The organism is Paenibacillus sp. Aloe-11 (assembly GCF_000245715.1).
Classification (GTDB): Bacteria; Bacillota; Bacilli; order Paenibacillales; family Paenibacillaceae; genus Paenibacillus; species Paenibacillus kribbensis.
On the sequence record NZ_JH601050.1, the window covers coordinates 531,421 to 556,057 of the forward strand.

General features: G+C 48.4%; 20 protein-coding genes. 18 read left to right on the forward strand and 2 right to left on the reverse strand.

The window, feature by feature from the left end:
* Positions 1-11 precede the first annotated feature (11 nt).
* Complete coding sequence (locus WG8_RS08540; protein ID WP_007429726.1) at positions 12-578, reverse strand: TetR/AcrR family transcriptional regulator; 567 nt, start codon at positions 576-578, stop codon at positions 12-14.
* A gap of 197 nt (positions 579-775) precedes the next feature.
* On the opposite strand from WG8_RS08540, the gene lpdA reads away from it, so the two are divergent.
* From lpdA to WG8_RS08615, 15 genes are all read left to right on the forward strand, one after another.
* Positions 776-2,161 (forward strand): dihydrolipoyl dehydrogenase, encoded by a 1,386-nt coding sequence (gene lpdA / locus WG8_RS08545; protein ID WP_007429727.1) that lies wholly within the window; start codon positions 776-778, stop codon positions 2,159-2,161.
* A 396-nt stretch (positions 2,162-2,557) separates the two neighbouring features.
* On the forward strand, positions 2,558-4,129 hold the full coding sequence (locus tag WG8_RS08550) for a nitrate/nitrite transporter (RefSeq protein ID WP_007429729.1): 1,572 nt from the start codon (positions 2,558-2,560) through the stop codon (positions 4,127-4,129).
* The gene (locus WG8_RS08555; protein ID WP_007429730.1) at positions 4,129-4,569 is read left to right on the forward strand and encodes a hemerythrin domain-containing protein; all 441 of its coding nucleotides are present in this window, start codon (positions 4,129-4,131) and stop codon (positions 4,567-4,569) included. Before WG8_RS08550 ends, WG8_RS08555 begins: the two co-directional genes overlap by 1 nt.
* Positions 4,559-4,885, forward strand: a complete 327-nt coding sequence (locus WG8_RS08560; protein WP_007429731.1) for a hypothetical protein — start codon at positions 4,559-4,561, stop codon at positions 4,883-4,885. The genes WG8_RS08555 and WG8_RS08560 overlap by 11 nt, the downstream gene beginning before the upstream one ends.
* Before the next feature lie 53 nt (positions 4,886-4,938).
* Positions 4,939-5,220 carry a hypothetical protein gene (locus WG8_RS08565; RefSeq protein WP_007429732.1) on the forward strand — a complete coding sequence of 94 codons (282 nt, stop codon included), beginning with the start codon at positions 4,939-4,941 and terminating at the stop codon, positions 5,218-5,220.
* Positions 5,213-8,899 carry a nitrate reductase subunit alpha gene (locus WG8_RS08570; RefSeq protein ID WP_007429733.1) on the forward strand — a complete coding sequence of 1,229 codons (3,687 nt, stop codon included), beginning with the start codon at positions 5,213-5,215 and terminating at the stop codon, positions 8,897-8,899. The genes WG8_RS08565 and WG8_RS08570 overlap by 8 nt, the downstream gene beginning before the upstream one ends.
* Entirely contained in the window at positions 8,889-10,391 is a 1,503-nt protein-coding gene (narH, locus tag WG8_RS08575; protein WP_007429734.1) for a nitrate reductase subunit beta, read from the forward strand. The genes WG8_RS08570 and narH overlap by 11 nt, the downstream gene beginning before the upstream one ends.
* A complete protein-coding gene (narJ, locus tag WG8_RS08580; RefSeq protein ID WP_007429735.1) occupies positions 10,391-11,059 on the forward strand; it encodes a nitrate reductase molybdenum cofactor assembly chaperone in 669 nt (222 codons plus the stop codon). Before narH ends, narJ begins: the two co-directional genes overlap by 1 nt.
* A 4-nt stretch (positions 11,060-11,063) precedes the next feature.
* Positions 11,064-11,762: a respiratory nitrate reductase subunit gamma gene (gene narI / locus WG8_RS08585; RefSeq protein WP_007429736.1), complete on the forward strand. Its 699-nt coding sequence runs from the start codon at positions 11,064-11,066 to the stop codon at positions 11,760-11,762.
* Positions 11,763-11,954: 192 nt separating this feature from the next.
* Positions 11,955-12,647 (forward strand): response regulator transcription factor, encoded by a 693-nt coding sequence (locus WG8_RS08590; protein WP_007429737.1) that lies wholly within the window; start codon positions 11,955-11,957, stop codon positions 12,645-12,647.
* Positions 12,644-13,894, forward strand: a complete 1,251-nt coding sequence (locus tag WG8_RS08595; protein WP_007429738.1) for a sensor histidine kinase — start codon at positions 12,644-12,646, stop codon at positions 13,892-13,894. Before WG8_RS08590 ends, WG8_RS08595 begins: the two co-directional genes overlap by 4 nt.
* A 153-nt stretch (positions 13,895-14,047) precedes the next feature.
* Positions 14,048-15,547 carry a subtype B tannase gene (locus WG8_RS08600; RefSeq protein ID WP_007429739.1) on the forward strand — a complete coding sequence of 500 codons (1,500 nt, stop codon included), beginning with the start codon at positions 14,048-14,050 and terminating at the stop codon, positions 15,545-15,547.
* A gap of 441 nt (positions 15,548-15,988) precedes the next feature.
* The gene (locus tag WG8_RS08605; protein WP_007429740.1) at positions 15,989-16,735 is read left to right on the forward strand and encodes a DeoR/GlpR family DNA-binding transcription regulator; all 747 of its coding nucleotides are present in this window, start codon (positions 15,989-15,991) and stop codon (positions 16,733-16,735) included.
* A 2-nt stretch (positions 16,736-16,737) separates the two neighbouring features.
* Complete coding sequence (gene pfkB, locus WG8_RS08610) at positions 16,738-17,649, forward strand: 1-phosphofructokinase (protein ID WP_007429741.1); 912 nt, start codon at positions 16,738-16,740, stop codon at positions 17,647-17,649.
* Between the two features lie 67 nt (positions 17,650-17,716).
* On the forward strand, positions 17,717-19,645 hold the full coding sequence (locus WG8_RS08615) for a PTS fructose transporter subunit IIABC (RefSeq protein ID WP_007429742.1): 1,929 nt from the start codon (positions 17,717-17,719) through the stop codon (positions 19,643-19,645).
* A gap of 262 nt (positions 19,646-19,907) precedes the next feature.
* On the opposite strand, the gene WG8_RS08620 is transcribed toward WG8_RS08615, so the two are convergent.
* Positions 19,908-20,528, reverse strand: coding sequence for a GntR family transcriptional regulator (locus WG8_RS08620; protein ID WP_007429743.1), 621 nt, complete (start codon positions 20,526-20,528; stop codon positions 19,908-19,910).
* A 243-nt stretch (positions 20,529-20,771) separates the two neighbouring features.
* Between WG8_RS08620 and garR the strand changes: the two genes are divergently transcribed.
* The 3 genes from garR (at position 20,772) to WG8_RS08635 (ending at position 24,566) form a co-directional block, all read left to right on the forward strand.
* Positions 20,772-21,665 carry a 2-hydroxy-3-oxopropionate reductase gene (gene garR / locus WG8_RS08625; RefSeq protein WP_007429744.1) on the forward strand — a complete coding sequence of 298 codons (894 nt, stop codon included), beginning with the start codon at positions 20,772-20,774 and terminating at the stop codon, positions 21,663-21,665.
* A 42-nt stretch (positions 21,666-21,707) separates the two neighbouring features.
* Complete coding sequence (locus WG8_RS08630; protein ID WP_007429745.1) at positions 21,708-23,144, forward strand: four-carbon acid sugar kinase family protein; 1,437 nt, start codon at positions 21,708-21,710, stop codon at positions 23,142-23,144.
* A gap of 63 nt (positions 23,145-23,207) precedes the next feature.
* Entirely contained in the window at positions 23,208-24,566 is a 1,359-nt protein-coding gene (locus WG8_RS08635) for a GntP family permease (protein WP_007429746.1), read from the forward strand.
* Positions 24,567-24,637 lie beyond the last annotated feature (71 nt).

Here is a 24,637-nt window from a genome sequence, read left to right on the forward strand (position 1 = left end):
AAGGCATCTGTTCAGGCATTAACCAGCGCTTTGGCGTGTTGTTTGCCGGCCGAGAGAAGGCTGTCGCTCAGTTCAGGATCATTGACAGAACGTGCAAGCACAAGAGAACCGACCATACTGCTGAACAATGCGCGACCCTTTGATAGATCTATTCCCGCCAAATTGGAGATAAACGTAATCATACGTTCCAGCTCCTGCGTGAATATCTGCCGGATTTCTTCGGAAGAACGGGCTATTTCTACGGAAAGGGCAGGAATAATACAGCCAATTTCTGTGCGATCACGGTGATGGGTGCTTAAATAGTAGTCTATGACAAGATTGATTTTGGGAGCTTGCTTTTCTTGGTCAACGGCCTCCTGAAGCAGTGCGAGGGTATCACTGACGGCATAGCGACAGGCTTCGGCGACTAGCTGTTCCTTGTTGTCAAAGTGTGAATAAAACCCGCCGTGAGTTAGTCCGGCCCCTTTCATAATAAAGGGCACACTTACATCGTGAATACCGTTGGCGCGAAAAGCCTGGGCAGCACTTTCAACGATCTTACTCCGCACTTTTATCTTATGGCCTTTTGGATAAGGCATTGTAATCACTCCATGGATTTATAATGCTAACATCAAAATATTATAATCATCATAATAAAACGTGTCAATTTGTCTTCCTGCAACGATAACTTCAGCATGGCTGGTCACGACTATTGACGCATTTTAAATATGATGACTATAATATATTATAGTCATCATATTTTAAACCAAGCTATTTTAACAGGAGGTATTAGGTTATGAGCAAGCTTGAATCTGTAGATACACTGGTCATTGGATCGGGTCCGGGAGGTTATGTGGCGGCATTGCGTTCTTCGCAGCTTGGAATGAAAACAGCGATTGTTGAACGCAGTCAGCTAGGTGGAGTCTGCACAAATGTTGGCTGCATTCCATCCAAAGCTTTGATTGCCGAAGCACATCGCTATGAGGTACTCAGGCAGTTAAATCAGGCAGATGCAGCAGCGTCCTTCGTGAATGCTCAGGCTTTGAAACAGGGGATTGTGAATAAGCAGGCAGGCGGAGTCGGCTATTTAATGAAAACGGCAGGTGTGAGTGTTCTGGAAGGGGAGGCAAGCTTGGTTGACGAGCATACAGCCATCATCAAGCAAAATGGAGCGGAACAAACCATTTCCTTTAAGTATGCCATATTAGCAACCGGTTCCCGTCCAATCGAGCTAAAAGCATTTCCCTTCGGCGGGCGTATTTTATCCTCTACAGAAGCGCTTTCACTCCCCGGGGTTCCGTCCAGTCTGATCGTGATAGGCGGTGGATATATTGGCATTGAACTTGGACAGATGTATGCCAAATTTGGAACAAAAATAACGATTTTAGAGGGAGGGGAGCGGGTGCTGCCGGGATTTGAGACGGACCTTGTGGCCCCTGTTGTCAAGCAGTTGAAAACAGATGGTGTAAATATCGTAACCGGGGCGACAGCCGAAAAAGTCGTGCAGAATGAGGATACTATTACGCTGCATTATTCAAAAGATCAGGAGCAGCATCATGTTACTGCAGAGTTTGTATTAGTTACTGTAGGCAGAAGACCCAATACAGATGGCAGGTTAGGACTGGAGCACATTGGCTTGCCAGTGACGAGCAGGGGGCTAATCGAGACAGACGAGCAGTGTAGAACGGCTATTCCGCATATTTTTGCCATTGGAGATATTACGGCGGGTCCAGCGCTTGCCCATAAGGCTTCCTATGAAGCGAAGATTGCGGCAGAAGCGATTGAAGGTCAAGCTGCTAAAGTGGATTATAAAGCCCTGCCGCTCGTTGTCTTTTCTGAACCAGAGCTGGCTAGTGTCGGCCTAAGTGAAACGGAAGCAAAGGAAAAAGCCCTGCCGATTGTCATTGGTAAAGCTTCTTTTACAATTAACGGCAGAGCATTGGCATTGAGAGCAGCAGAAGGATTTATCAAAATTGTAGCAGCCCAGGGTTCAGGAACCGTGTTGGGTGCGCAAATCGTTGGAGTCGAAGCGTCAACGCTCATTTCAGAGCTTGCTCTGGCTATCGAGATGGGAGCAACTGTGGAGGACTTGGCTCTAACCATTCATCCCCATCCCACACTGGGAGAAGTAATCATGGAAGCTGCGGAGAACGCGGTTCGAAAAATGGATAGTACAAAGTAGAGGTTCTGTACGAAATCACTTCATTGCCTGTGAGAATAATTATCAACTATAATGAGTTATAGTTTGAATATGAAAGAGGGATTTGAAAATATTTCGCTTGAGGTTTTGCCTGAGTATATGGATATTTATAAATCAGTTGCTATAAAACGGGGCTATTATGGTCAGATGCTGCCATAATAGTCCTTTTTTGTCTCCAAAAAAGTTGACCTGATCTATGCCTCGACAGCTACAGCATCCTCCGAAAATACTTTTCCACGTGTAGCCGAACATGTAAAACGTTTGGATCGCATGATTGGCGTCTCCCCATATCGCATGTTTGAAAGGTGAGTAATTTGTCAAAAATGGGTACTATATCCTATGTTTGTGATGAGAATAATCTCCAAAGGGGAGCTATACATGGTTAAAAAAATTCAGTTGCCATTGCAAACCTTAAGCCTGGTTGTCTCCTTTATGGCCTGGGTCTTGATCTCTTCCCTGATTTCTTACATAAGTCAGGATATTCCGCTGACGGCTGGACAAAGAGCGTGGTCCACCGCGATCCCGGTAATTCTGGGCTCTTTGCTGCGAATTCCGGCGGGGATTCTGACCAACCGCTTCGGGGCAAGGCTGATGAATACGGTCAGCTTCTTTATTCTGCTTGCTCCCGTCTACTACTTGAGCCAGGCCAATACTTTTCTGGATTTGGCGGTCGGGGGCTTCTTTCTTGGGATAGGCGGAGCTACGTTCTCGGTCGGTGTGACCTCACTACCCAGATATTATCCCAAAGAAAAGCAGGGCACCATCAACGGGATATACGGGATCGGGAACCTGGGTACGGCTATCTCTACCTTCGGCGCACCGTGGGTGGCTGATGCGATCGGCTGGTCAAGAGCCCTTCAGCTTTTTTTGATTCTGCTGGTCCTTTTCGCTCTGCTGAATCTGTTTTTGGGCGATAAGCGCGAAGAACGCGTACGAAGCTCATGGAAGGATCAGCTCAAGCAGGTTTATCGCAACGAAAAGCTGTGGTTTTTCAGCATATTTTACTTCATCACCTTCGGCTCCTTCGTAGCTTTTACGATCTATCTCCCCGGTTTTCTGGTCAGCTATTTTGAATTAAGCAAGGTGGATGCCGGACTCAGGACAGCGGGTTTTATCGCCTTGGCCACCTTTCTCCGTCCGGTAGGCGGGATACTGTCCGACAAGTCTAATCCCTTTGTCGTTCTTATGTTCGTGTTTTCCGGGCTAACCTTGTCAGGAGTTTTGCTCTCTTTCGGATTGACCATGCCTCTTTTTACGTTGGGCTGTTTGATGGTAGCCGTGTGTGCTGGTATCGGGAATGGCGCGGTGTTCAAGCTGGTCCCGCTTTACTTTTCCAAGCAGGGGGGCATTGCCAGCGGGATCGTCTCTGCTGCGGGCGGTCTGGGCGGCTTTTTTCCTCCACTGCTGCTCACCCTGCTGTTTGGGTGGACAGGCCACTATGCAATCGGCTTTATGGCCTTGTCCGAGGCCTCGCTGGCCAGCCTGATACTTGTTTTGTGGGTATTTTTTAGCAGCAAGCTGGAGTTTGCGTCGGATATTATCAAGTCCACAGCCGATGCCGTGATGGTCACTGATGCCAAGGGCGTGATCCATACCGTAAACGCCGCCTTCACCGAGGTCACCGGATATCCGAAAGAAGCGGTGATCGGCAAAACTCCCAATATACTCAGCTCCGGCTTCCATGATCGCTCTTTCTATAAAGCCTTTTGGGACATCTTGCTGACTACCGGAAAATGGCAGGGAAAGATCGTCAACCGCAAGGCCAGCGGGGAGGTTTTTCGGGAGTGGCTTTCCGTAACGGCAATCACGAACGAGCAGAATGCCACCCATTATGTGGCTATATTCAGCGACCTTTCGCAGGCTGACTCCGTAATCGGGGAAGGTGAAGGCGACAGGCTGGCGGAAAATCAATTCTCAAAAAAAGCAACAAGAAAGGAGGCGGGGGAGTAATGTCAGGACCCGCACTAAGACATGTGGACAGTCATTCGATGATTCATGAGGCGGCCTTAGGCGAAGCAAGAGAACTTACCGAGCTGTTGGACAGAAGTATAAAAAAAGGCGAACTGGACAAGGCGGAGGAAATCGCCTACATCACGGTGGAGCATTGGGAGGGGCGCACGCTTCAGCACGCAGCCAGCGAAGAGGAAGGATTATATGTGGAGGCTATCGGCATCAAGCCGGAGTTGAAGAACGTCATTATTTCCCTGACTCGCGATCATCAATTAATGCGGGAAATTGTCGGTGAGATTAAGGAACTGCTGGCGCAAGGCAAGGTGGGAGGCGAGCTTCTTTCCCGTTTTCAAGCCTTGATTGTCGTTGATGAACTGCATAACCGGGATGAAATGAACATGCTGGAAAAAGAAGTGGAGGGACTGCTTCATGAAAAATGAGACCTATACACTGGCGGCGATGCTTCCCGACAAACCGCTTCAATCCGTGGAGCCGAGGCTGTACCGACTACTTGTACAAGAGCTCGAGATGCTCCACCTTCATCCTTATGATGTGAAGGCGGGTGGCCGGACCGATGATCACGGCATCACCGTCTACCTCCGATTTGGCGAGGAATTGGGGCAGGTCACCAGCAGGAAATTTTCCTGGGCATCGATGGAAGACGGCGACGAGGAGATCTTGACCTTTTTTAAACAGGCGACGGAAAAGATTAAGAAATCGATGATTGCCGATTATTTTAAAATGATGAAATTCTGACAAAGGTCGGCGAAATGAGTTGAAAAAAACGGCTACGAAAGAAGGCGAACCAGATGAATCAGGCGGAAACGGAACAGTTTGTCCGGGATGATCGGAATGATTTGCTTGCCTTGCTTGAGATGAGATTCGGCGGAGTGCCGCAGCCTGTGCAAGAACAAATCTGTCGGCTGCAGGACCTGAACGAGCTTCAGCGCCTGATGATCGCGGCTTGCAACGCAGCGGATTGGGAAGTGTTTATGGAAGAGCTTCAGTCGGGACATGACAGCTTCAAACTGACAGGGGAAAGGTTTAACCCGATAAACCAGCAAGGAAAGGAGCATCTGTACAATGGCTGAGCATAAAAACAAGCTGCTTGAAACGTTGAAATACTTGCAGCGCGGAGAGGCCATTAACGAGGGATGGACTGAGGAAAGCCCCAGATCCCGGGATTGGGAGAGCCTATACCGCGGACGCTGGCAGCATGACAAGGTCGTTCGGTCGACACATGGCGTCAACTGTACCGGCTCCTGCAGTTGGAATGTTTACGTCAAGGACGGCATTATCACCTGGGAAACACAAAAAACGGACTACCCGACCACGGGAGATGACTTCCCCGAGTATGAACCCCGGGGCTGTCCGCGCGGGGCAAGCTTTTCCTGGTATACCTATAGCCCGATCCGGGTGAAGTATCCCTATATCCGCGGCGATTTGTACGACATGTGGCGTGAGGAGCTGGCAGTTGTGGGGGACCCGGTCATGGCCTGGAAAAACATCGTCAGTGATCCCAAAAAGCGCGACAGATATGTCAAGGCCAGAGGGAAAGGCGGCTTCGTCCGGGCGGATTGGGATGATGCCTGTCAGATGATTGCCAGCTCTATTATCCATACCATTCAGCAATACGGTCCGGATCGTGTCGTTGGCTTTAGCCCGATCCCCGCCATGTCCATGGTGAGTTATTCGGCAGGGACACGCTTCCTGTCGCTGATTGGCGGGACTATCCTCAGTTTTTATGATTGGTATGCAGACCTTCCTCCTGCCTCGCCGCAGGTTTGGGGAGAACAAACTGATGTGCCGGAAAGCGGCGACTGGTATAACACCAAGTATTTTATTATTTGGGGGACCAACATTCCGCAAACCCGGTCTCCTGATGCGCATTTCATGGTGGAAGCCCGTTATAACGGCACTAAGGTGGTCGGGGTCAGCCCCGATTATTCCGAATATGAAAAGTTCGCGGACATTTGGCTGCCGGCTAAAGCCGGGACCGATGCCGCGCTTGCCATGGCCATGACCCACGTCATTCTCAAAGAATTTTACGTGGATCAGCAAGTCCCTTATTTTATGAATTATGTAAAAAAATTTACAGACCTGCCTTTCCTCGTGATCCTGGAGGAACACGCCGATGCGCTTCGTTCAGGCCGCTTCCTTCGTGCCTCCGACTTGGGCGATGCCCAGGAGCTGGCCGAATGGAAAACGGTAGTCTGGGACGCCGCTTCAGGAGCGCCAACGGTTCCGGGCGGCAGCCAGGGCTTCCGTTGGGATCAGGACAGCAGGTGGAATCTGGATCTCGAAAAGCCCGATGGGACAGCGCTGGACCCCCTGTTGTCATTTATTGATGAAGCGGATGAAGTGGCTCTCGTTGACTTTCCTTATTTTGCGGAAGCGGAAGGAGGGACGGTCCGGCGCGGGGTTCCGGTAAAACATTTGCCGAGTGAGGAAGGCAGGACGCTCAAAGTCGTGACGGTTTACGACCTTATGATGGCTCATGTGGGCGTACCTAGACAGCAACTGCCGGGTGATTATCCGGTCGATTATAACGATCTGAAGCCCTACACTCCAGCTTGGCAGGAGGCGATTACCGGCGTTAAGAAATCCCATTGCATTCAGGTAGCGAGGGAGTTTGCCGAAAATGCGGCCAAGACGGGCGGAAAATCAATGATCGCTATGGGCGGAGGAACGAATCACTGGTATCACAGCGATCAAATCTATCGGTCCATTCTGAATCTGGTGCTGCTCACGGGCTCCCAGGGGGTAAACGGCGGCGGCTGGGCCCATTATGTGGGTCAGGAAAAGGTAAGGCCGGTGGAGGGGTGGCAGCAAATCGCCTTTGCCGGAGACTGGATCAAGCCTCCCCGGTTACAAAACGGAACCTCCTTCTTCTACTTCGCGACAGAGCAGTTCCGTTATGAGGCCAAGGCCAATGAGGAGCAGAAACCATCCTGGGGCGGGCGGTTTAACCATATGCATCCTGCGGATGTCAATGCGCTGGCCGTAAGGCTCGGGTGGCTGCCTTCCTTCCCGCAATTCAGCCAGAATTCCATCGATGTGGCCAGACAGGTTCGGGAAAAAGGGTTTTCGGACGACCAGGAAGCCGTGCAGGAAATTGCGAGAATGGTTAAAGCGGGAGAACTGGATTTTGCGGTGGAGCACCCCAATGATCCGAATAATTTCCCGCGTGTCTTTTTCAACTGGCGGTCCAATCTGCTTGGCGATAGCGGTAAAGGGCATGAGTACTTTGCCAAGCATTTGATCGGGGCGGACAATCAGGTGTTGACAGACCCCAGCCATTCGTGGCGGCCGGAGACGGTGAAGACGGATGATGTTCCACCGGAAGGCAAAACCGATTTGTTCATCAGCATGGATTTCAGAATGACGAGTTCAGGGCTGTTTTCGGATATCGTGCTGCCAGCAGCGACCTGGTACGAAAAATACGATTTAAGCACGACGGATATGCATCCGTTTGTCCATCCGTTTAATCCGGCTGTTGAACCGCCTTGGCAAAGCAAAAGCGATTGGGACGCTTTTCGGGAAATCGCCAAAACGTTCTCCCAATTGGCGGAGAAACATTTGCCAGCCTGCGAGGATGTTCTCATGACGCCGCTCGGCCATGACAGTCCGGATGAAATCGCCCAGGTTCACGGAAAAATCCGCGATTGGCGCAAGGGGGAGACGGAGGCAGTGCCCGGCAAAACGATGCCCCGTTTTTTATTGGTAAAGCGTGACTATCCGAACGTGTATGGAAAAATGATTACCATCGGACCGAACATTAAAAAGGGCTATGGAACAAAGGGGATTAAAATTCCCGGCGACAAGGTTTACAACCAGCTTATGGGGCGGCTGGGGGCATCGAAACATGAGGGGACTGGCAAAGGACAGCCGGATTTGTTCCGGGATAAACAGGTGATCGAAGCGATTCTGCTGATGTCCGGCGCCACGAACGGGGAACGGGCCGTGGAAGGCTGGCGTTCGCTAGAGGCCAAAACCGGTAAAAAGCTGGAGGACATCTCCAAACCGCGGGAAGAAGAGGCCTTCACGCTTTTGGATATTACTGCGCAGCCCCGGCATACGATCTCAACTCCGGTCTGGAGCGGCTTGGAGAAGGACAATCGGAGATATTCGCCTTTTACCTTAAATACGGAGTACAGCATTCCGTGGCGTACTTTAACGGGCCGGCAGAGCTTCTATCTGGACCATGAGATGATTTTGGATTTTGGTGAAGGGCTGCCGCTTTATTTGCCGCCGCTGGAGCACATTCCTTTTTTTAAGGGTGAAAAAGAAGTGCCAGCGAAAGGGAAAACGATGACGATCCGTTATTTGACCCCGCACCAAAAATGGGGAATTCATACGATGTTTACCGACACCAATCAAATGTCGACGCTGTTCCGTGGATGGCAGGTCGTCTGGCTGAACGAAAAAGACGGGGCCTCGATCGGGATCAAGGACAACGACTGGATTGAGGTATACAACCGGAATGGAGTCATCGCTGCAAGAGCGGTGCTGACTTACCGGATTCCAGAGGGAATCGCTTATATGTACCATGCCCAGGATCGCACGCTTGGCGTGCCGGGCACCTCCATCACCAAGCAGCGCGGCGGTACCCATAATAGTGTGACCCGGATTACGATGAAGCCGACACATATGATCGGCGGATATGCCCAATTGAGCTACGGGTTCAATTATTACGGGCCGACAGGAAGTCAGAGAGATACGATGACAATCATCCGACCGCTGAAGGAGGTTGACTGGCTTGAGGATTAAAGCACAAGTCGCCATGGTCATGAACCTGGACAAATGCATCGGCTGCCATACCTGTTCGGTGACCTGCAAGAACACGTGGACCAATCGTCCCGGAACGGAATACATGTGGTACAACAATGTGGAAACCCGTCCGGGTCCCGGGTACCCTCGGGAATGGGAAGACCTGAGGAAATTTAAAGGCGGGTGGGTGCTGCGAAACGGAAAGCTGTCACTCCGGGCGGGGGGCCCGATCACCAAGCTGGCGAATATTTTTTACAATCCGAATATGGCTAGTCTGGACAACTTCTATGAGCCGTGGACCTATGATTACGATAGCTTGATTCATAGCCCCAAGCGGAAGCATCTTCCGGTCGCGCGGCCCGTATCCCTGATTACCGGCGAATATATGGACAAGCCGAACTGGGGCCCGAACTGGGATGACGACCTGGCCGGCGGAAGCGAGATCGTACCGCTGGACCCGAATGTCAAGCAGCTTCAGGAACACATCGCCATGGAGTATGAGAAGACGTTCATGATGTACCTGCCCCGCATTTGCGAGCACTGTCTGAACCCTTCCTGCGTGGCTTCCTGTCCATCCGGAGCTCTGTACAAGCGGGAGGAGGACGGTATCGTACTTGTGGATCAAGACGCTTGCCGGGGGTGGAGATTCTGTCCCAATGGCTGCCCCTACCACAAGGTATACTACAACTGGAATACGCACAAGGCGGAAAAATGCAATTTCTGCTACCCGCGAACAGAAGCGGGCCTGGCCACGGTTTGCTCGGAAACCTGTGTGGGCCGGATCCGCTATATCGGTGTCGTCTTTTATGACGCGGATCGGGCCAAGGCGGCCGCTTCCGTAGAGAATCCGCAGGATCTGTATGAATCCCAGCTTTCGGTGTTCCTTGATCCCTTCGAGCCGGAAGTGATCAAGGAGGCGAGAAGAAGCGGGATCAACGATTCCTGGATCGATGCGGCACAGCGCTCGCCGATCTATAAGCTTGCCATGAAGTGGAAGGTTGCTCTGCCACTTCATCCGGAATACCGCACGCTCCCTATGGTGTGGTACGTTCCGCCGCTTAGCCCGATTATGAACCATATCGAAGAAGACGAGCTGCAGACCGATCACTATATTCCCGCCGTCGATCAGATGCGGATTCCGATGGAGTATCTGGCATCTCTGCTTACGGCAGGAGACACCTCCGTCATCCGCAGGGTTTTGCTTAAAATGACCGCCATGCGTGTACACAGACGGCAGCGAGCCGTTGGCGGCATGGATGATCTCAGGCACAGTCAGCTTTTGGAGGAGGCGGGAATGACGGTGGAGGAAATTGAAGAGATGACCCGATTGTTCGCTGTTGCCAAATATAACGAAAGGTTTGTGATTCCAACTGCCCGAAGGGAAATGGATGGCGCGAAAGAGCTTCACTACAAGCAAGGGGCCTGCAGCATCGAATCCATTACCCCGTCAAGCGCGGTCATGTCACATCTTTTCCCAAGGGAGGATCACTGATGATGGAACATAAGCCCGTTTTACTCGCAGCCTGCGCCAGATTGCTTGGATATCCCTGTGAGGATTTTCAGGAAATGAAGGAGGAACTGCTTGCAGCTGTCCGAGAGGAAATGAAGGATCATGAGCTGGCGAGCAGGTTTGGCCAGGCGGCGGAGGCCATCTTCTCGGTTCCTCCCAAGGAGCTTCAGGAAGTTTATGTGTGGACGTTCGATTGGAAGGAAAAGACCGGACTCTATCTGACCGCTCATGAATTGGGTGACAGTCGGGAACGTGGGGCAGCTCTGATTCTGCTTCAGCATATTGTCCGGGATGCGGGCTTTATGATGCCGAGCGGGGAGCTGTGCGACTTTATTCCGCTGCTGTACGAGCTGCTGGCGGTAAGGTCCGACAATGTTCATGTGCGCGCGCTGGAACTCCGGCTGGCCGCAGCCACGGAGCGGATTCGGAAGCATCTGTCTGAAGACAGCCCCTATTCCGGGTTGTTGAACTTTCTGATGACCGATGTTTTCGAGGTCCCTACGGAAGAAGAGATTCGTATGCTGGAGAGCAAGCGGGAGAGCGCCGATCTGGATGAGCTGCCTTACCCTATCCTGTTTGGCATGGATGGCACGGCTCGTAGCGATTCGGATTTACCCGTCTACAAAACGTGCAATGGAATGGAGGTATAATGTGATGACTGGTATCTTTTGGTGGGTCGTGTTTCCCTATCTCACCTTGGCGGTGATGATCTTCGGCTTGCTCTATCGGTTTGCTTTTCGCCAGGTCAGCTGGACGGCGCCTTCCACGGAGATTTTTGAAAAGAGATGGCTCAGAATCGGTTCGACTGTGTTCCATTACGGGATCATTTTTGCGTTTGTTGGCCATATCATGGGTGTGTTGATCCCGCGCAGTGTTTATCATTTCTTCGGCATATCCGATGAGACCTATCATATATTTGCGATCGCGGGGGGCGGGTTTGCCGGTCTGATGGTCGTCGTCGGTCTGGTTCTTCTGCTCCTGCGCAAAATCCTGAACCGCCGGGTAAGGACTCATGCGGGTTTTGGCGATTATTTTGCAGTGAGTTTAGTCCTGATCATCGCTGCCATCGGAACCTATATGACCATCGTGTATAATACGACGGTGGTGACTTATGAATACCGTACGACCATCGGGCCTTGGTTTCGCAGCCTATTCACCTTCAATCCGCAATACGGGTTGATGGCCATGGTTCCTTTCGTGTTTCAGCTTCACATCATCCTGGCGTTTCTTCTGTTCGCTTCCATTCCGTTTACCCATCTGGTCCATATGTTTTCTTTTCCCGCACGTTATCCGGCGAGAGCTCCGCAGCAGTACCGTTCCAGAAACAGCTACCGGAGACGGGAGAGAACCTGATTGGGCCAATCTTGATACGGATAAAAATTCCAATGAATTACTTGGATTATAGAAACAAACCGCTAAACACAGGGATATGCCCATCACGTTTGGCGGTTTTTTTTATGGTTATTTTATGGATTATGTTTGAATTTTACAAAAAAAGAAGTGTACAATTGTTCAATCTAATAAATAACAAAAAGAGGTGATGGTGTGCTTGAAAAAGTAAAAGTATTAATTTGTGATGATAATGTAGCTGTTCATGAAAGCATCTCTGCTTATTTGCTGGCAGAAAGCATGGAATTTGAATCGGTATACAACGGTGAGGACGCACTTATACAACTGAAACAGGAACGTTTCGATTTGGTGATTTTGGATGTTATGCTTCCAGGACTTTTTGGTACGGAAGTTTGTCGGAATATTCGTAAGGAGAGTGATGTTCCTATCATTATGCTAAGTGCGAAAGATGAAGAGTTTGATCGCATACTCGGCTTGGAGCTAGGCGCAGATGACTATATTACAAAACCATTTTCACCCCGGGAAGTCATTGCTCGCGTAAAAACCATATTGAAGCGGGTGAATTATGCATTAGCGAAACAAGGAGAGATTTTGACTATAGGTGAAATGAAGATTGACCAAAGCACCTTTGAGGTACATATTCGGGGTAAGAAAATGGAATTTACACCAAAAGAAATTGAATTATTTATTTTTTTTGCGATCAATAAAAATAAAGTATTATCAAGAGAACAAATTTTGAATAAAGTATGGGGCTATGACTATTTTGGCGATACAAGAGCCGTAGATCATCTGATAAAAAGAATGAGAAAAAAATTGCCGCAGGAAAATATCGGGTTCGAAATTAAGTCTGTTTATGGAATGGGTTATAGAATGGAGAATTTATCATGAAAAAGTTTGTCTCGAACAAAAAAGGGATTTATATTGCTATACTGCTTTGTTTTATTTTAGGGCATCTTGGGGGGACCTATGCCATTAAGCAAATTTTTTTGAATTATAAATTAAAGGACCTGTTTCCTTTGGTGTCTATAATAGCAGCTGATATGGCAGAAGGCGCAAAAAATACGATTTCAAAAAAGGCTGATCCATTTATTTTGAAAGCTTATGACCTTAATGGCAATGAATTTGAAACAGAAGCAGAAAAAGGGCCCGTTCTGTTCGATATTGATCCAGAAGTATTTAAAAATGCGCTTACGGAGTATATCCCGCAAGTATTAATCGAAAATAAATGGGCCGAATTTAAAAATATTAGCGGCTTGCCAAGTAAATCTGTAGTGGTCGGTACTCCGATTGTCCGTAACGGAAAAGCGACCGGCGTAGTATTTTTATTGGAGCCAAGCAGTGAATTCCAAGCTGTACTAAACGGTTTTTATTTGGTGTTTACAGCCACTCTTTTATTGGGGACGATGGTGATCGGCTATTTTTTGTCATCGTATGTAAAAGAAATGAAGCTGTTGGAAAATGTACGCAGAGATTATATTACGAATATCAGTCATGAGTTAAAATCACCCATCACTTCTATAAGGGCTTTAACAGAAACGTTGGCAGACGGAATGATTCAAAACGAAGAGAAAAAAAATAACTACTATAGCATAATCTTAACCGAATGCGCTCGCCTGCAAAGATTAATTGGTGATGTTTTAGAACTATCAAAAATGCAATATAAAAAGGAATTTTGGGATAAGCAAAAATTAAGTTCCAATGAATTGATTGCGTTTATAGTCTCAAAGTATTCCTTACTGGCAGATGAAATGGGACTCGCATTTGAGATTTCCGATCGGGCAAAGAATTTGCCAGATGTTTATTCCAATTGGGACAAAATCATACAATTATTAAGTATCATTATTGATAATGCGATGAAATTTGTTCATGAGGACGGGAAAATTACCCTGGATGCCACAATTCATTCCAAGTATATTACCATTTTCGTCTCAGATAATGGAACAGGAATTGCAGAAGAGGACCTTACATATATGTTTGAACGGTTTTACAAAAGTGAAAAATCCCACAATGGAAATGGAAGCGGTCTTGGATTGTCTATTGCTAGAGAAATCGTAAATGGGCTAGGTGAAAAGTTGGAGGTCAAAAGCAGATGGGGAGAAGGCACGACGTTCCTTTTTACTATTAGGAGATTTTAATGAAAGATAATCGAGTATTATTCTGCGTTTTAGATAAGTGAAAAAAATGGTTTAATGCCATTTTTTTGCCACAATGTTTTGTTATTGTTCATGACGTAGGGAGTGTATCCTTCCTAATATTTTTTTTAATTTTAAAAAAAAGGAGACAAAAAAATGAAAACTCGAAAATGGTTTACCTCTATTCTAATATTTTCTCTGTTGAGCATGCCATTTGCCGCTGTATCCACTGCAGCCCCAGATAAAACCGGGGAATATGGCCTTAATTTCAACACGGCCAACTACACGGAAAAGACCTTAACAGTGGATGGCAAGCCTATTACCTACCGTGCCTATGAAAACATTGTTTATGTAAAGAATCCTGTGGATGTGAAATACGAGATCATGAACATTTATATTCCCAAAGCTTACTATGAAGGTGAAGCCATCGGTAGCTATACTGCGGACACGGCCCCCATTTTCTTCCCGAATTCGGTCGGTGGCTACATGCCCTCGGGTCCAGGAAGCCCAGGCGAAGAACGTGATGGCAAGGCAAATGCGGCGCTGGTTGCCCTATCAAAAGGCTATGTGGTGGCAGCGCCTGGTGCGCGCGGAAGAACGACGCAGGACGAGAACGGTCAATATACCGGCAAAGCACCTGCGGCCATAGTGGACCTGAAAGCCGCTGTTCGCTATCTGCGCTATAATGACGAGGCCATGCCGGGTGATGCCGAGAAGATCATCTCCAATGGAACCAGTGCGGGAGGCGCACTCTCTGCTCTGCTTGGCGCCACTGGCAACAGCGCAGAATACGAGCCTTATCTGAAAGCAATTGGCGCAGCTGATAAGCGTGACGACATCTTCGCTGTCTCCGCCTACACTCCCATCACGAATCTGGAATATGCGGACATGGCCTATGAATGGCAGTTCAGCGGCATTTATACTTATAAAAAATTGCAAATGCCCGCAAATACAGATTTTAACGCAGAGAGAGTTTGGGTTGAAGGTACTTTGACGGAGGACCAAATCCGCGTTTCCAATGAACTGGAAAAAATGTTTCCTGCATATGTCAATAGTCTGAATCTTACCGATACGAGAGGGAGTTTGTTGACATTGAAAGCAGACGGTAGCGGTACGTTTCAAGATTACATTAAATCCTTTTTGATCGCATCAGCGCAAAAAGCGCTAGATGGCGGTACGGATCTTTCTAATCTGACTTGGATTACAGTCCAAGACGGAAGGGTCACAGACATCGACTTTGATCAATGCGTGGCATACATGGGCAGAATGAAGACCCCTTCGGCCTTCGATGGATTGGACTTAAGCAATGGTGAGAACGATCTTTTTGGTATTGCAACCACCAAAGGACAACATTTTACCCAGTATGGCGTGGCACATAGCAAAGTAAACGGCACCCTTGCCGACGCGGACATCATAAAGATGATGAACCCTATGAATTACATCGGTAAAGAGGGGGCTACCAATGCTAGCAACTGGCGAATCCGCTTCGGCACCATGGACAGTGATACGTCCCTGGCTATTCCAACCATCCTGGCGGCGGATCTGAAGAACAGCGGCCTGAACGTTGACTTCGCGTTAGCTTGGGGCGTGCCACACAGAGGAGATTATGACTTGGATGAGCTCTTTAACTGGATGGACGGTATCAGTGCTGAATAGTCCAAAGCTTCCGCACATGCACGGATCATTCCAAATAGGACGAGATTTAATCGGCTCTGGCCTGACGGCCAGGGTCTTTTCCTATCCAAAAACACTCGTATGAATCCATTTTACATATAGACATAGGACCGTAGGGAGCAAAGGATAGGATGGCTTGGTCATTGGAATCCACAACAGCTTTTAAATCGTGGTAAAATGGGGCTGGTTCATTTTCAGAATGTTTCTGAACGTTTATGGCTGAATTCTTATGTAAAAAGAATGGATTTACATAAAAATGGCTATCCTTTCCTTACAATGTAAACGCAACCATGATGATAGGAGCAGGAATTCACCATTTTGTAAAAAAAAGAAGTTGAGATGAAGTTTTTTGAAGTTTTTTGAATAAAAATGATTGTTTTTTGTGGAGTTTGTGGTACGATATGAACAGTTGGAGGAATGAAGATGCTGACGGAAGAAAGATACAAGTTGATAATACAGCGCTTACAAGAATGTGGTGTTGTAAAATTGCAGGAATTAGCTGATCTGTTGGGAGCTTCTGAGTCAACGATTCGGCGTGATTTGATAGATCTTGAAGGCCGTCAGTTGCTAAAGCGGATTCATGGTGGGGCAACCTTGCTGAATCAAAAAAGCCAGGAACCTGGCATGGACGAAAAAACATTCAAAAACGTTCAACAAAAAAATGTAGTCGCCCGTATGGCAGCCAAAGAAATTTTGGATGGCGAATGTATTTATCTGGATGCGGGAACAACAACGATGGCGATGATTCCTTACATTGAAGCTAAAGACGTGACGGTCGTGACGAATGGACTATCCCACGTAGAGGCACTGGTAAGCAAGCGAATCAGAAGCTATCTACTGGGAGGGATGATGAAAACTCATACCAAAGCGGTAATCGGGAGTATTGCCCTGCAGAATTTGGACAATTTTCGATTCGACAAGTGCTTTCTTGGAACGAACGGGGTAGATGTGGAAATGGGGTATACCACCCCTGATCCTGAAGAGGCGCTGATTAAGCGGCGAGCCCACCAGCTGTCCGGCAAAACCTATGTGTTGGCGGATTCCAGTAAAATCGGAGAGGTTACCTTCGCCAAACTATTTGAACTCAAGGAAGCTATCCTTATTACCGAATCGGTGCCTGAACGCTCACGCCGATCCATTGCTCAGAAAACTAAGATAATCGAGGGATAACAATGATATATACAGTAACACTGAACCCTTCTATTGATTATATCGTGGAAGTTGACGACTTGAAGCTTGGTGATTTGAACCGGATGAAACGAGATTTAAAATTGCCGGGTGGCAAGGGAATTAATGTATCCCGGATACTGAACCAATTGGGAGCAGACAACACGGCGATTGGCTTTCTCGGCGGATTCACAGGCAGGTTTATCGATGATACATTGCGGGAAGAATCCATTAAAACTGATTTTGTAATCATCGAAGACGATACGCGGATCAACATAAAGCTCAAGCATGGCGACGAAACGGAAATTAACGGCTTGGGACCTGCAATTCATGAGCATGAGGCGAATGCGTTGGTTCAGAAGCTGTCGGGTCTCCAGAAAAATGACATTGTCGTCTTGTCGGGAAGTATCCCGCCGTCACTTGGAGGAGACTTCTATAGTCGGTTGATTCGTGTATGCCAGCAAACCGGGGCTGAATTCGTCATCGACACCACAGGTGAGGCGCTGATGAAGGCACTGGTTCATAAGCCGCTGCTCATCAAGCCGAATCACCATGAGCTGGCTGAGTTGTTTGGCGTAACTATTCATTCAAAGGAGGAGATCGTCACTTACGGCCGTAAGCTGCTGGAAGCAGGTGCAAAAAATGTACTGATTTCCATGGCAGGAGAAGGGGCATTGTTCATTACGGCAGATGAAGTGTATCACGCAAATGTACCAGCAGGAACGGTTAAAAATTCTGTAGGCGCAGGTGATTCAATGATTGCTGGATTCGTGGGTACGCTGGCTCTGCTTGGCGATCCGATCGAGGCATTCCGTACAGGAGTGGCATCCGGAAGCGCAACCGCGTTCTCCGATGATCTGGCTACTAGAGAGAAAATTGAACAATTACGGCCGCAAGTCACGATTTCAAATTGGTAATCCCGCTACACCATGAGCTTATTATGCGTGTGTCTACACGCTGACCGAACTTAGGAGAGTGTGAAAAATGAGAATAACAGACCTGATGATTAAAGAAACGATGATCATGGATTTGCAGGCTACGACAAAAGACGAGGCGATTGAGGAACTCATCGCCAGTCTCGAAGCAAGTGGCCGCATTAATGACCGGGCATTGTTCAAGGAAATGATTTACAAACGCGAAGCAGAATCGAGCACAGGCATTGGTGGCGGCATTGCGATGCCGCATGCCAAGACCAAAGCTGTGAATGAAGCGACCGTGGTTTTCGCCAAGAGCAGTAAAGGCGTAGATTTCGAATCGCTGGATGGAGAGCCTGCAAAAGTGTTTTTCATGATTGCGGCTCCAGAGGGTGCAGCTAATACACATCTTCGTACACTCGCAGCTCTTTCCCGGCTGCTCATTGATACCGATTTCATCGACAAGTTGATGAAAACGCAAACACCGGACGAAGTGTCGGAGCTGTTTGATGCCAAGCAAGCGGAAGAAGAAGCAGCTAAAGAAGCAAAAGAGGCGAAGAAAGAGGCTGCCAAAGCACAGAAAACGCCGGATGTTATCGTGGGTAACCCGAATTCAGATGAGTTTGTGGTTGCAGTGACCGCCTGCCCTACAGGTATCGCGCATACGTTTATGGCTGAAGACGCTCTCATTAAGAAAGCGACAGAGATGGGTGTAAACATCCGGGTAGAAACGAATGGATCAGAAGGTGCGCAAAACGTACTGACAGCGGATGAAATTCGTCGTGCCAAAGGTGTAATCGTTGCTGCTGACAAAAAGGTTGAAATGGCCAGATTTGACGGTAAGCCTGTATTGCAAAGACCGGTAAGTGACGGTATTCGTAAACCTGAAGAGCTGATCCGCAAAGCGCTCAACGGCGATGCTCCAATCTACCGTAGTGAAGGCAAGGGGAACGCACAGGAAACGAAAGAAGAAAAGACCAGTGTCGGAAGTAAAATTTACAAGGATCTAATGAATGGTATCTCTCATATGCTGCCGTTTGTTGTAGGCGGCGGGATTTTACTGGCGATTTCCTTCTTGTTCGAACAGGTATTGGGAACAGAAAATCCGATCGTCAAGCTGCTGCAAACGATTGGTGGCGGAACAGGTGCGTTCCACTTCCTGATTCCGATATTGGCCGGGTTTATCGCGATGAGTATAGGGGATCGTCCGGCACTGATGCCAGGTATGGTTGGTGGTCTGATGGCCGTTAACTCGAATGCAGGCTTCCTTGGTGGTCTGGCAGCAGGTTTCCTGGCTGGTTATGTGGTTATCTTCCTGCGCAAGGCTTTGGCAGGTCTGCCAAAAGCGCTGGAAGGCTTAAAACCAATCTTGTTATACCCGGTATTTGGACTCCTTATTGCTGGCGCGATTGTGTTCTATCTGTTCGATCCGATTTTTGGCGGAATTAATACATGGCTTGTCAATGTTCTGAACAATTTGGGTACAGGTAATGCAGTCATTCTGGGTCTCATTTTGGGTGGAATGATGGCGATTGACATGGGCGGACCTTTCAACAAAGCGGCTTACGCATTTTCGATCGGTGTCTTTACTTCCAGTGGCAACACCAACGGGGCTATGATGGCTGCTGTTATGGCGGGCGGTATGGTACCTCCGCTGGCAATCGCACTTGCTACGACGTTCTTCAAAAATAAATTTACCGAGCAAGAGCGCAAGTCCGGTTTAACGAACTATGTACTCGGTTTGTCCTTTATTACAGAAGGTGCCATTCCGTTCGCAGCTGCTGACCCGCTGCGCGTGCTAACCTCTTGTATCGTAGGTTCAGCGATTGCTGGTGGTCTGACGCAGTTCTGGCAGATCAATCTTCCAGCTCCGCATGGCGGTATCTTTGTAGCAGCTCTTGCCAATCATGCCTTGCTGTTCTTGCTTGCAGTGGCAATTGGCTCCGTGATATCCGCGTTCATTCTGGGACTGTGGAAAAAGACTCTCGCAGCGAAATAACCGGCATCAACGCACTTCCTTTGGTTTTCATCATCGTAAAGCCGCTAAACACCAGGTTTCTGAGTGTTTGGCGGCTTTTTCCTTATACATCGTTTGGAGTTATCGCCTATAAAGCTACTTAACCAGCTGCATAAGTAGTTTTCGGGACGAAGACATATATTGCTGATGCTGGTGCCTTAACTAAAAAACCGCCAAGCACAAGGGATTCCAAGTGTTTGGGCGGTTTTTTTTGGCATGGTATGGAGATGAATAAAGCGAAGGGCTATCTGATCAGATGCAGACAAAAATCCAGATCGGCTTGAAGGTGCTGCTTCATCAGCCGTTCCGCTGTATCACCGTCATGTGCCCGGATAGCCTCACAAATATGCTGATGCTCGTCAATCAGAAAGGGGCGATGATAGTAGACAACGGTATGACGGAATAAGTAAATAACCGATTGCATTCGGTCAAATAAATCAATCATCATCGAGTTATTGCTGGCTCTCATAATGATCTCGTGAAACTCTTTGTTCGCCTGCATTACTTCATCCAGCGAGCCAGTTCGCCCAATATCTACACATTGCTCCAAGGCCACCAGTTCTGTCTCGGACAGGTAGGCCGCCGCGCTTCGCGCCGCATGCCCTTCAAGCAGCATCCGCAGCTCAAAGGTGTTGCGCAGGTCAGTTTCGGATAGCTTGACTACACGCTTATTCACGATAAGCCCTTCCTGCTCCAGTTTGCGGATGGATTCACGGATAGGTGTACGGCTCACACCGAGCTGTGTGGCAAGCTTTTCCTCGACCAGCTTGGTTCCCTGAGGGATAGTTCCGTTCAGGATCATGTCACGTAGCGTTTCATAGGATTGCTGGTGCGCTGTACGGGAGTTATTGCTGCTGTACTGCATGTCATTCACCTCTACGTCTACTTTAGCGAAAAGCTGGAGGTTAAACAATGTTTATCCTATGTATTGAAGAAAATTTGATACAATTTTTAAATTTTTGTATACAAAAATTAATTTATTGTGTACAATTTCAGACATAAAGACAAAATAATAGCGCTTACAAGTGATAAAAAGCATTTACAAATGGATTTTTACAAAAATCTGAATCGAAAACTAAATCTGAATTTGTGATGGAGGGAATTTATGATGACAAAGAAAATTGGATTTATCGGATTAGGCATTATGGGGCGTCCGATGTCGTTGAATCTTATGAAAGCGGATTACGAACTTACCGTATTTGATATTAATCAGGAGGCCGTTGCTGCTTTGGTCGCGTCAGGGGCGTATGCAGCGGCATCACCGAAGGAAGTTGCAGAGCGCAGTGACATCATTTTTACGATGCTGCCGAATTCCAATCACGTGAAGGAGGTCATTTTGGGTGAGAACGGGATTTTAAAAGGGGCTGCTGTTGGAAGCGTTATCGTAGATATGAGCTCTATTTCTCCCGTCGTCTCCAAAGAGCTGTCGGTTAAGGCTGCTGAGGCTGGTCTGCATATGCTGGATGCTCCTGTGAGCGGTGGCGAGCCGAAAGCGATTGATGGCACATTGGCGATTATGGTTGGCGGTCAGGAGTCGGTGTTTGAGCAAGTGCTGGACGTTCTGCATGTGCTTGGCAAGGATGTAACTCTAGTCGGTGATAACGGCTGTGGTGCAACGGCAAAGCTGGCTAACCAAATCATCGTCAATCTGAATATCGCGGCCATGTCTGAAGCGCTTGTGTTTGCAGCTAAGGCAGGCATCAATATTGAGAAAATGTTTCAGGCAATCCGTGGCGGATTGGCAGGCAGTGCGGTACTGGACGCTAAAGTTCCTTTGATCCTACAACGCAATTTTGTAGCTGGCGGACGGATTGATATTAATCTCAAGGATATCACGAATGTCATGGAAACCGCTCATGATATCGGCGTACCGTTACCACTTAGCAGCCAACTGCTGGAAATATTCCATACACTCAAGGTTGATGGAAAAGCAGCGGATGATCACGGCGGAATCGTGCAATATTTTGAAAAACTCGCAGGTGTACAGGTAAAAGCAGAGTAGGTAGAGCATGCTAATCAAGAATTTGAATAAGGTGGAGATCACATGAATGTAAAACCAGGATATACCTCGTTGTCAGCACTTCAAGCACAGCTGCCTTCTGAATGGGATCACAAGGGATTGCGACAGGAGATTCGACGTATCAATGATGCCAGAGGCCGGAAAATTATCGTTTTGGACGATGACCCGACGGGAGTCCAAACGGTTCATGATATCGATGTTTTGACGCAGTGGGATGAAGCATTGCTTCGTGAAGCATTCGACTCGCCGGAAACGCTCTTTTATATCCTGACCAATACACGTGGCCTTGATGCGGAAACCGCAGAACGCATTAACCGCGAAATTGCCCGCAACGTACAGGCGGTTGCCACGGAAAAGGGACAAGCTTTTACCTTTGTCAGCCGCAGTGACTCCATGCTGCGTGGGTATTATCCGCTGGAAACGGACGTTCTGGCAGAAGAAGGCACGCGTCAGAGTGGACGGAGCTATGATGGTCATCTGATCATTCCTGCCTTTTTCGAGGCTGGACGAGTAACCGGAGGCAACACTCACTACATGGTGGAGGACGATGCACTGATCCCAGTACATGAAACGGAGTTTGCCAAGGATAAGGTATTTGGCTATGAAAACGGTGATCTGACGGCTTGGGTGGAGGAAAAAACAGAAGGCCGTATTCAAGCCTCGGCATGTCTCGTCATTTCATTGGAGCACATTCGCAAGGGACCGGACGCTGTTCGAGATGTGCTGCTGCAAGCGAAGAATAACGTGCCGATCATCGTCAATGTGCTTTCGTATGCGGATATGGATGTACTGTCATTGGGGCTGCTGCAAGCAGAGGAGCAGGGGAAATCGTTTATTTTCCGCACAGCCGCTTCCTTTGTAAAATCGTATGCCGGGATATCCGATCAGGAATATCTGCCGAAGGAACAACTGATTGCAAGTGGACAGGAAGGACATGGCGGTATTGTCGTCGTTGGTTCCTATGTCCAAAAAACAACGCGGCAGCTGGAGCAACTGCTTACGTATCCGGGAATTGTGGGACTTGAAATTGATGTGGAGCGAGTACTGGATTCAGAGGGCTACACACAGGAATTAAGCCGCGTCATTGCGGAAGCGAACCAGCGACTGGCTGCGGGCAGCAATGTGGTGGTATACAGTAGCCGCAAGCTGATCGCGGTGGACAACAAAGCCGACAATTTCAAAATTAGCCAGACGGTATCCGGTGCACTGGTCGAAATCGTACAATCGCTTGAGACGGTACCCAAGTTTATCATTGCCAAGGGTGGAATCACTTCCAGTGATGTGGCGACCAAAGGTCTTGCCATCCGTAAAGCGCGTGTTCTGGGTCAGGTTGCGGCGGGCATCCCTGTATGGCTGACCGGAGACGAAGCCAAATTTAGTGGAATTCCATATATCGTATTCCCCGGTAATGTGGGTGGAGAACGGACATTGCTCGAAACCGTAGAGAAAATCGAAAAATAGCAGGGGGAACCCCTGTTTTTCAACAAACTTAGAGAGCGCTTACTTAATCAAGGGGGTTATAACATGTATTCCGTATTTGGTCTCAGTCATGATGCGAGTTTGTTATTGTATGCACTTATTTCTATTATTGGACTGATTCTGCTGATCGCTAAAGTGAAAATGAATCCGTTTGTCGCACTCATCGTTGGCGCCGTGTTCATGGGTCTTATTGCAGGCATGCCGCTGAAAAGTATTGTGACAGCTTATCAGGAGGGTGTAGCCAGTGTGCTCGGCTTTATCGCCATTGTACTTGGTTTGGGTACAATGCTGGGTAAGCTGATGGCTGAGTCCGGCGGTGCGGAGCAGATTGCCAAAACCATGGTCCGTGTGTTTGGTGAAAAAAATGTCCATTGGGCCATGATGGTAGTCGCAGTCATTTGCGGTATCCCGGTATTCATTCAAGTAGGTATCGTGCTGTTGTTCCCGCTCGTATTCGTTATAGCCAAGCATACCGGAACCTCGCTGATCAAAATCGGGATTTCCCTCGTAGCTGGATTGGCGGTCGTGCACAGTCTCATTCCACCGCATCCGGCGGCCATGCTGGCTGTAGGTATTTTTAACGCCAATATCGGTAAAACGATCTTTCTTGCGCTTATCGTTGCTCTTCCGTCCGCAGCGATTGCGGGTCCGATCTACGGAAGCTGGATTTCCAAACGTATTAAAGTAGAAGCTTCCAGTGAGTTGATGGAGCAATTTACGGAAACGAGAGAAAGAGAGCTGCCGGGCTTCGGCATTACCCTCTTCACGATTATGCTGCCAGTTATTCTGATGCTGATGGCGACGATTGTGGATCTGATTTTGCCGGAAACCAACGGCTTTAGACAGGTCATTGATTTCATCGGCAGTCCAATTATTGCTTTGCTGCTTGCCTTGTTGTTCTCGCTGTACTCCTTTGGCTATGCACGCAGCTTTGACAGCAAGCAGCTGCTGAAGTTTACGAACGATTGCCTGGGTCCGGTCGCTTCTATCATCCTGCTGATCGGCGCAGGCGGCGGGTTCAACAAGATTTTGACCGCTAGCGGTGTGGGTGATGCGATTGCAGGTTTTGCCCAGCATGCGCATTTGTCGCCGCTTGTACTTGCCTTTGTCATTGCAGGCCTTATCCGTGCAGCCGTCGGTTCCGCCACGGTAGCCATGACGACCGCGGCCGGTATTGTCGCTCCGATCGCTGCCACGATGCCGGGAGTTAGCCCGGAACTGCTGGTGCTGGCCACCGGAGCCGGCTCCATCATTTTATCCCACGTTAATGATTCCGGCTTCTGGATTGTCAAGGAATATATGAACCTTTCCGTACCGCAAACGCTGAAAACGTGGACGGTCATGGAAACCATTCTCGGGTTCAGCGCTTTCGGTATCGTTATGTTGCTGAGCATCTTTATCTGATTTGGAGCTTAATTATATTCATCAGATAACCTCTATACAGGATTGTATTGTTATTCTTGCGTGAAAGCTGT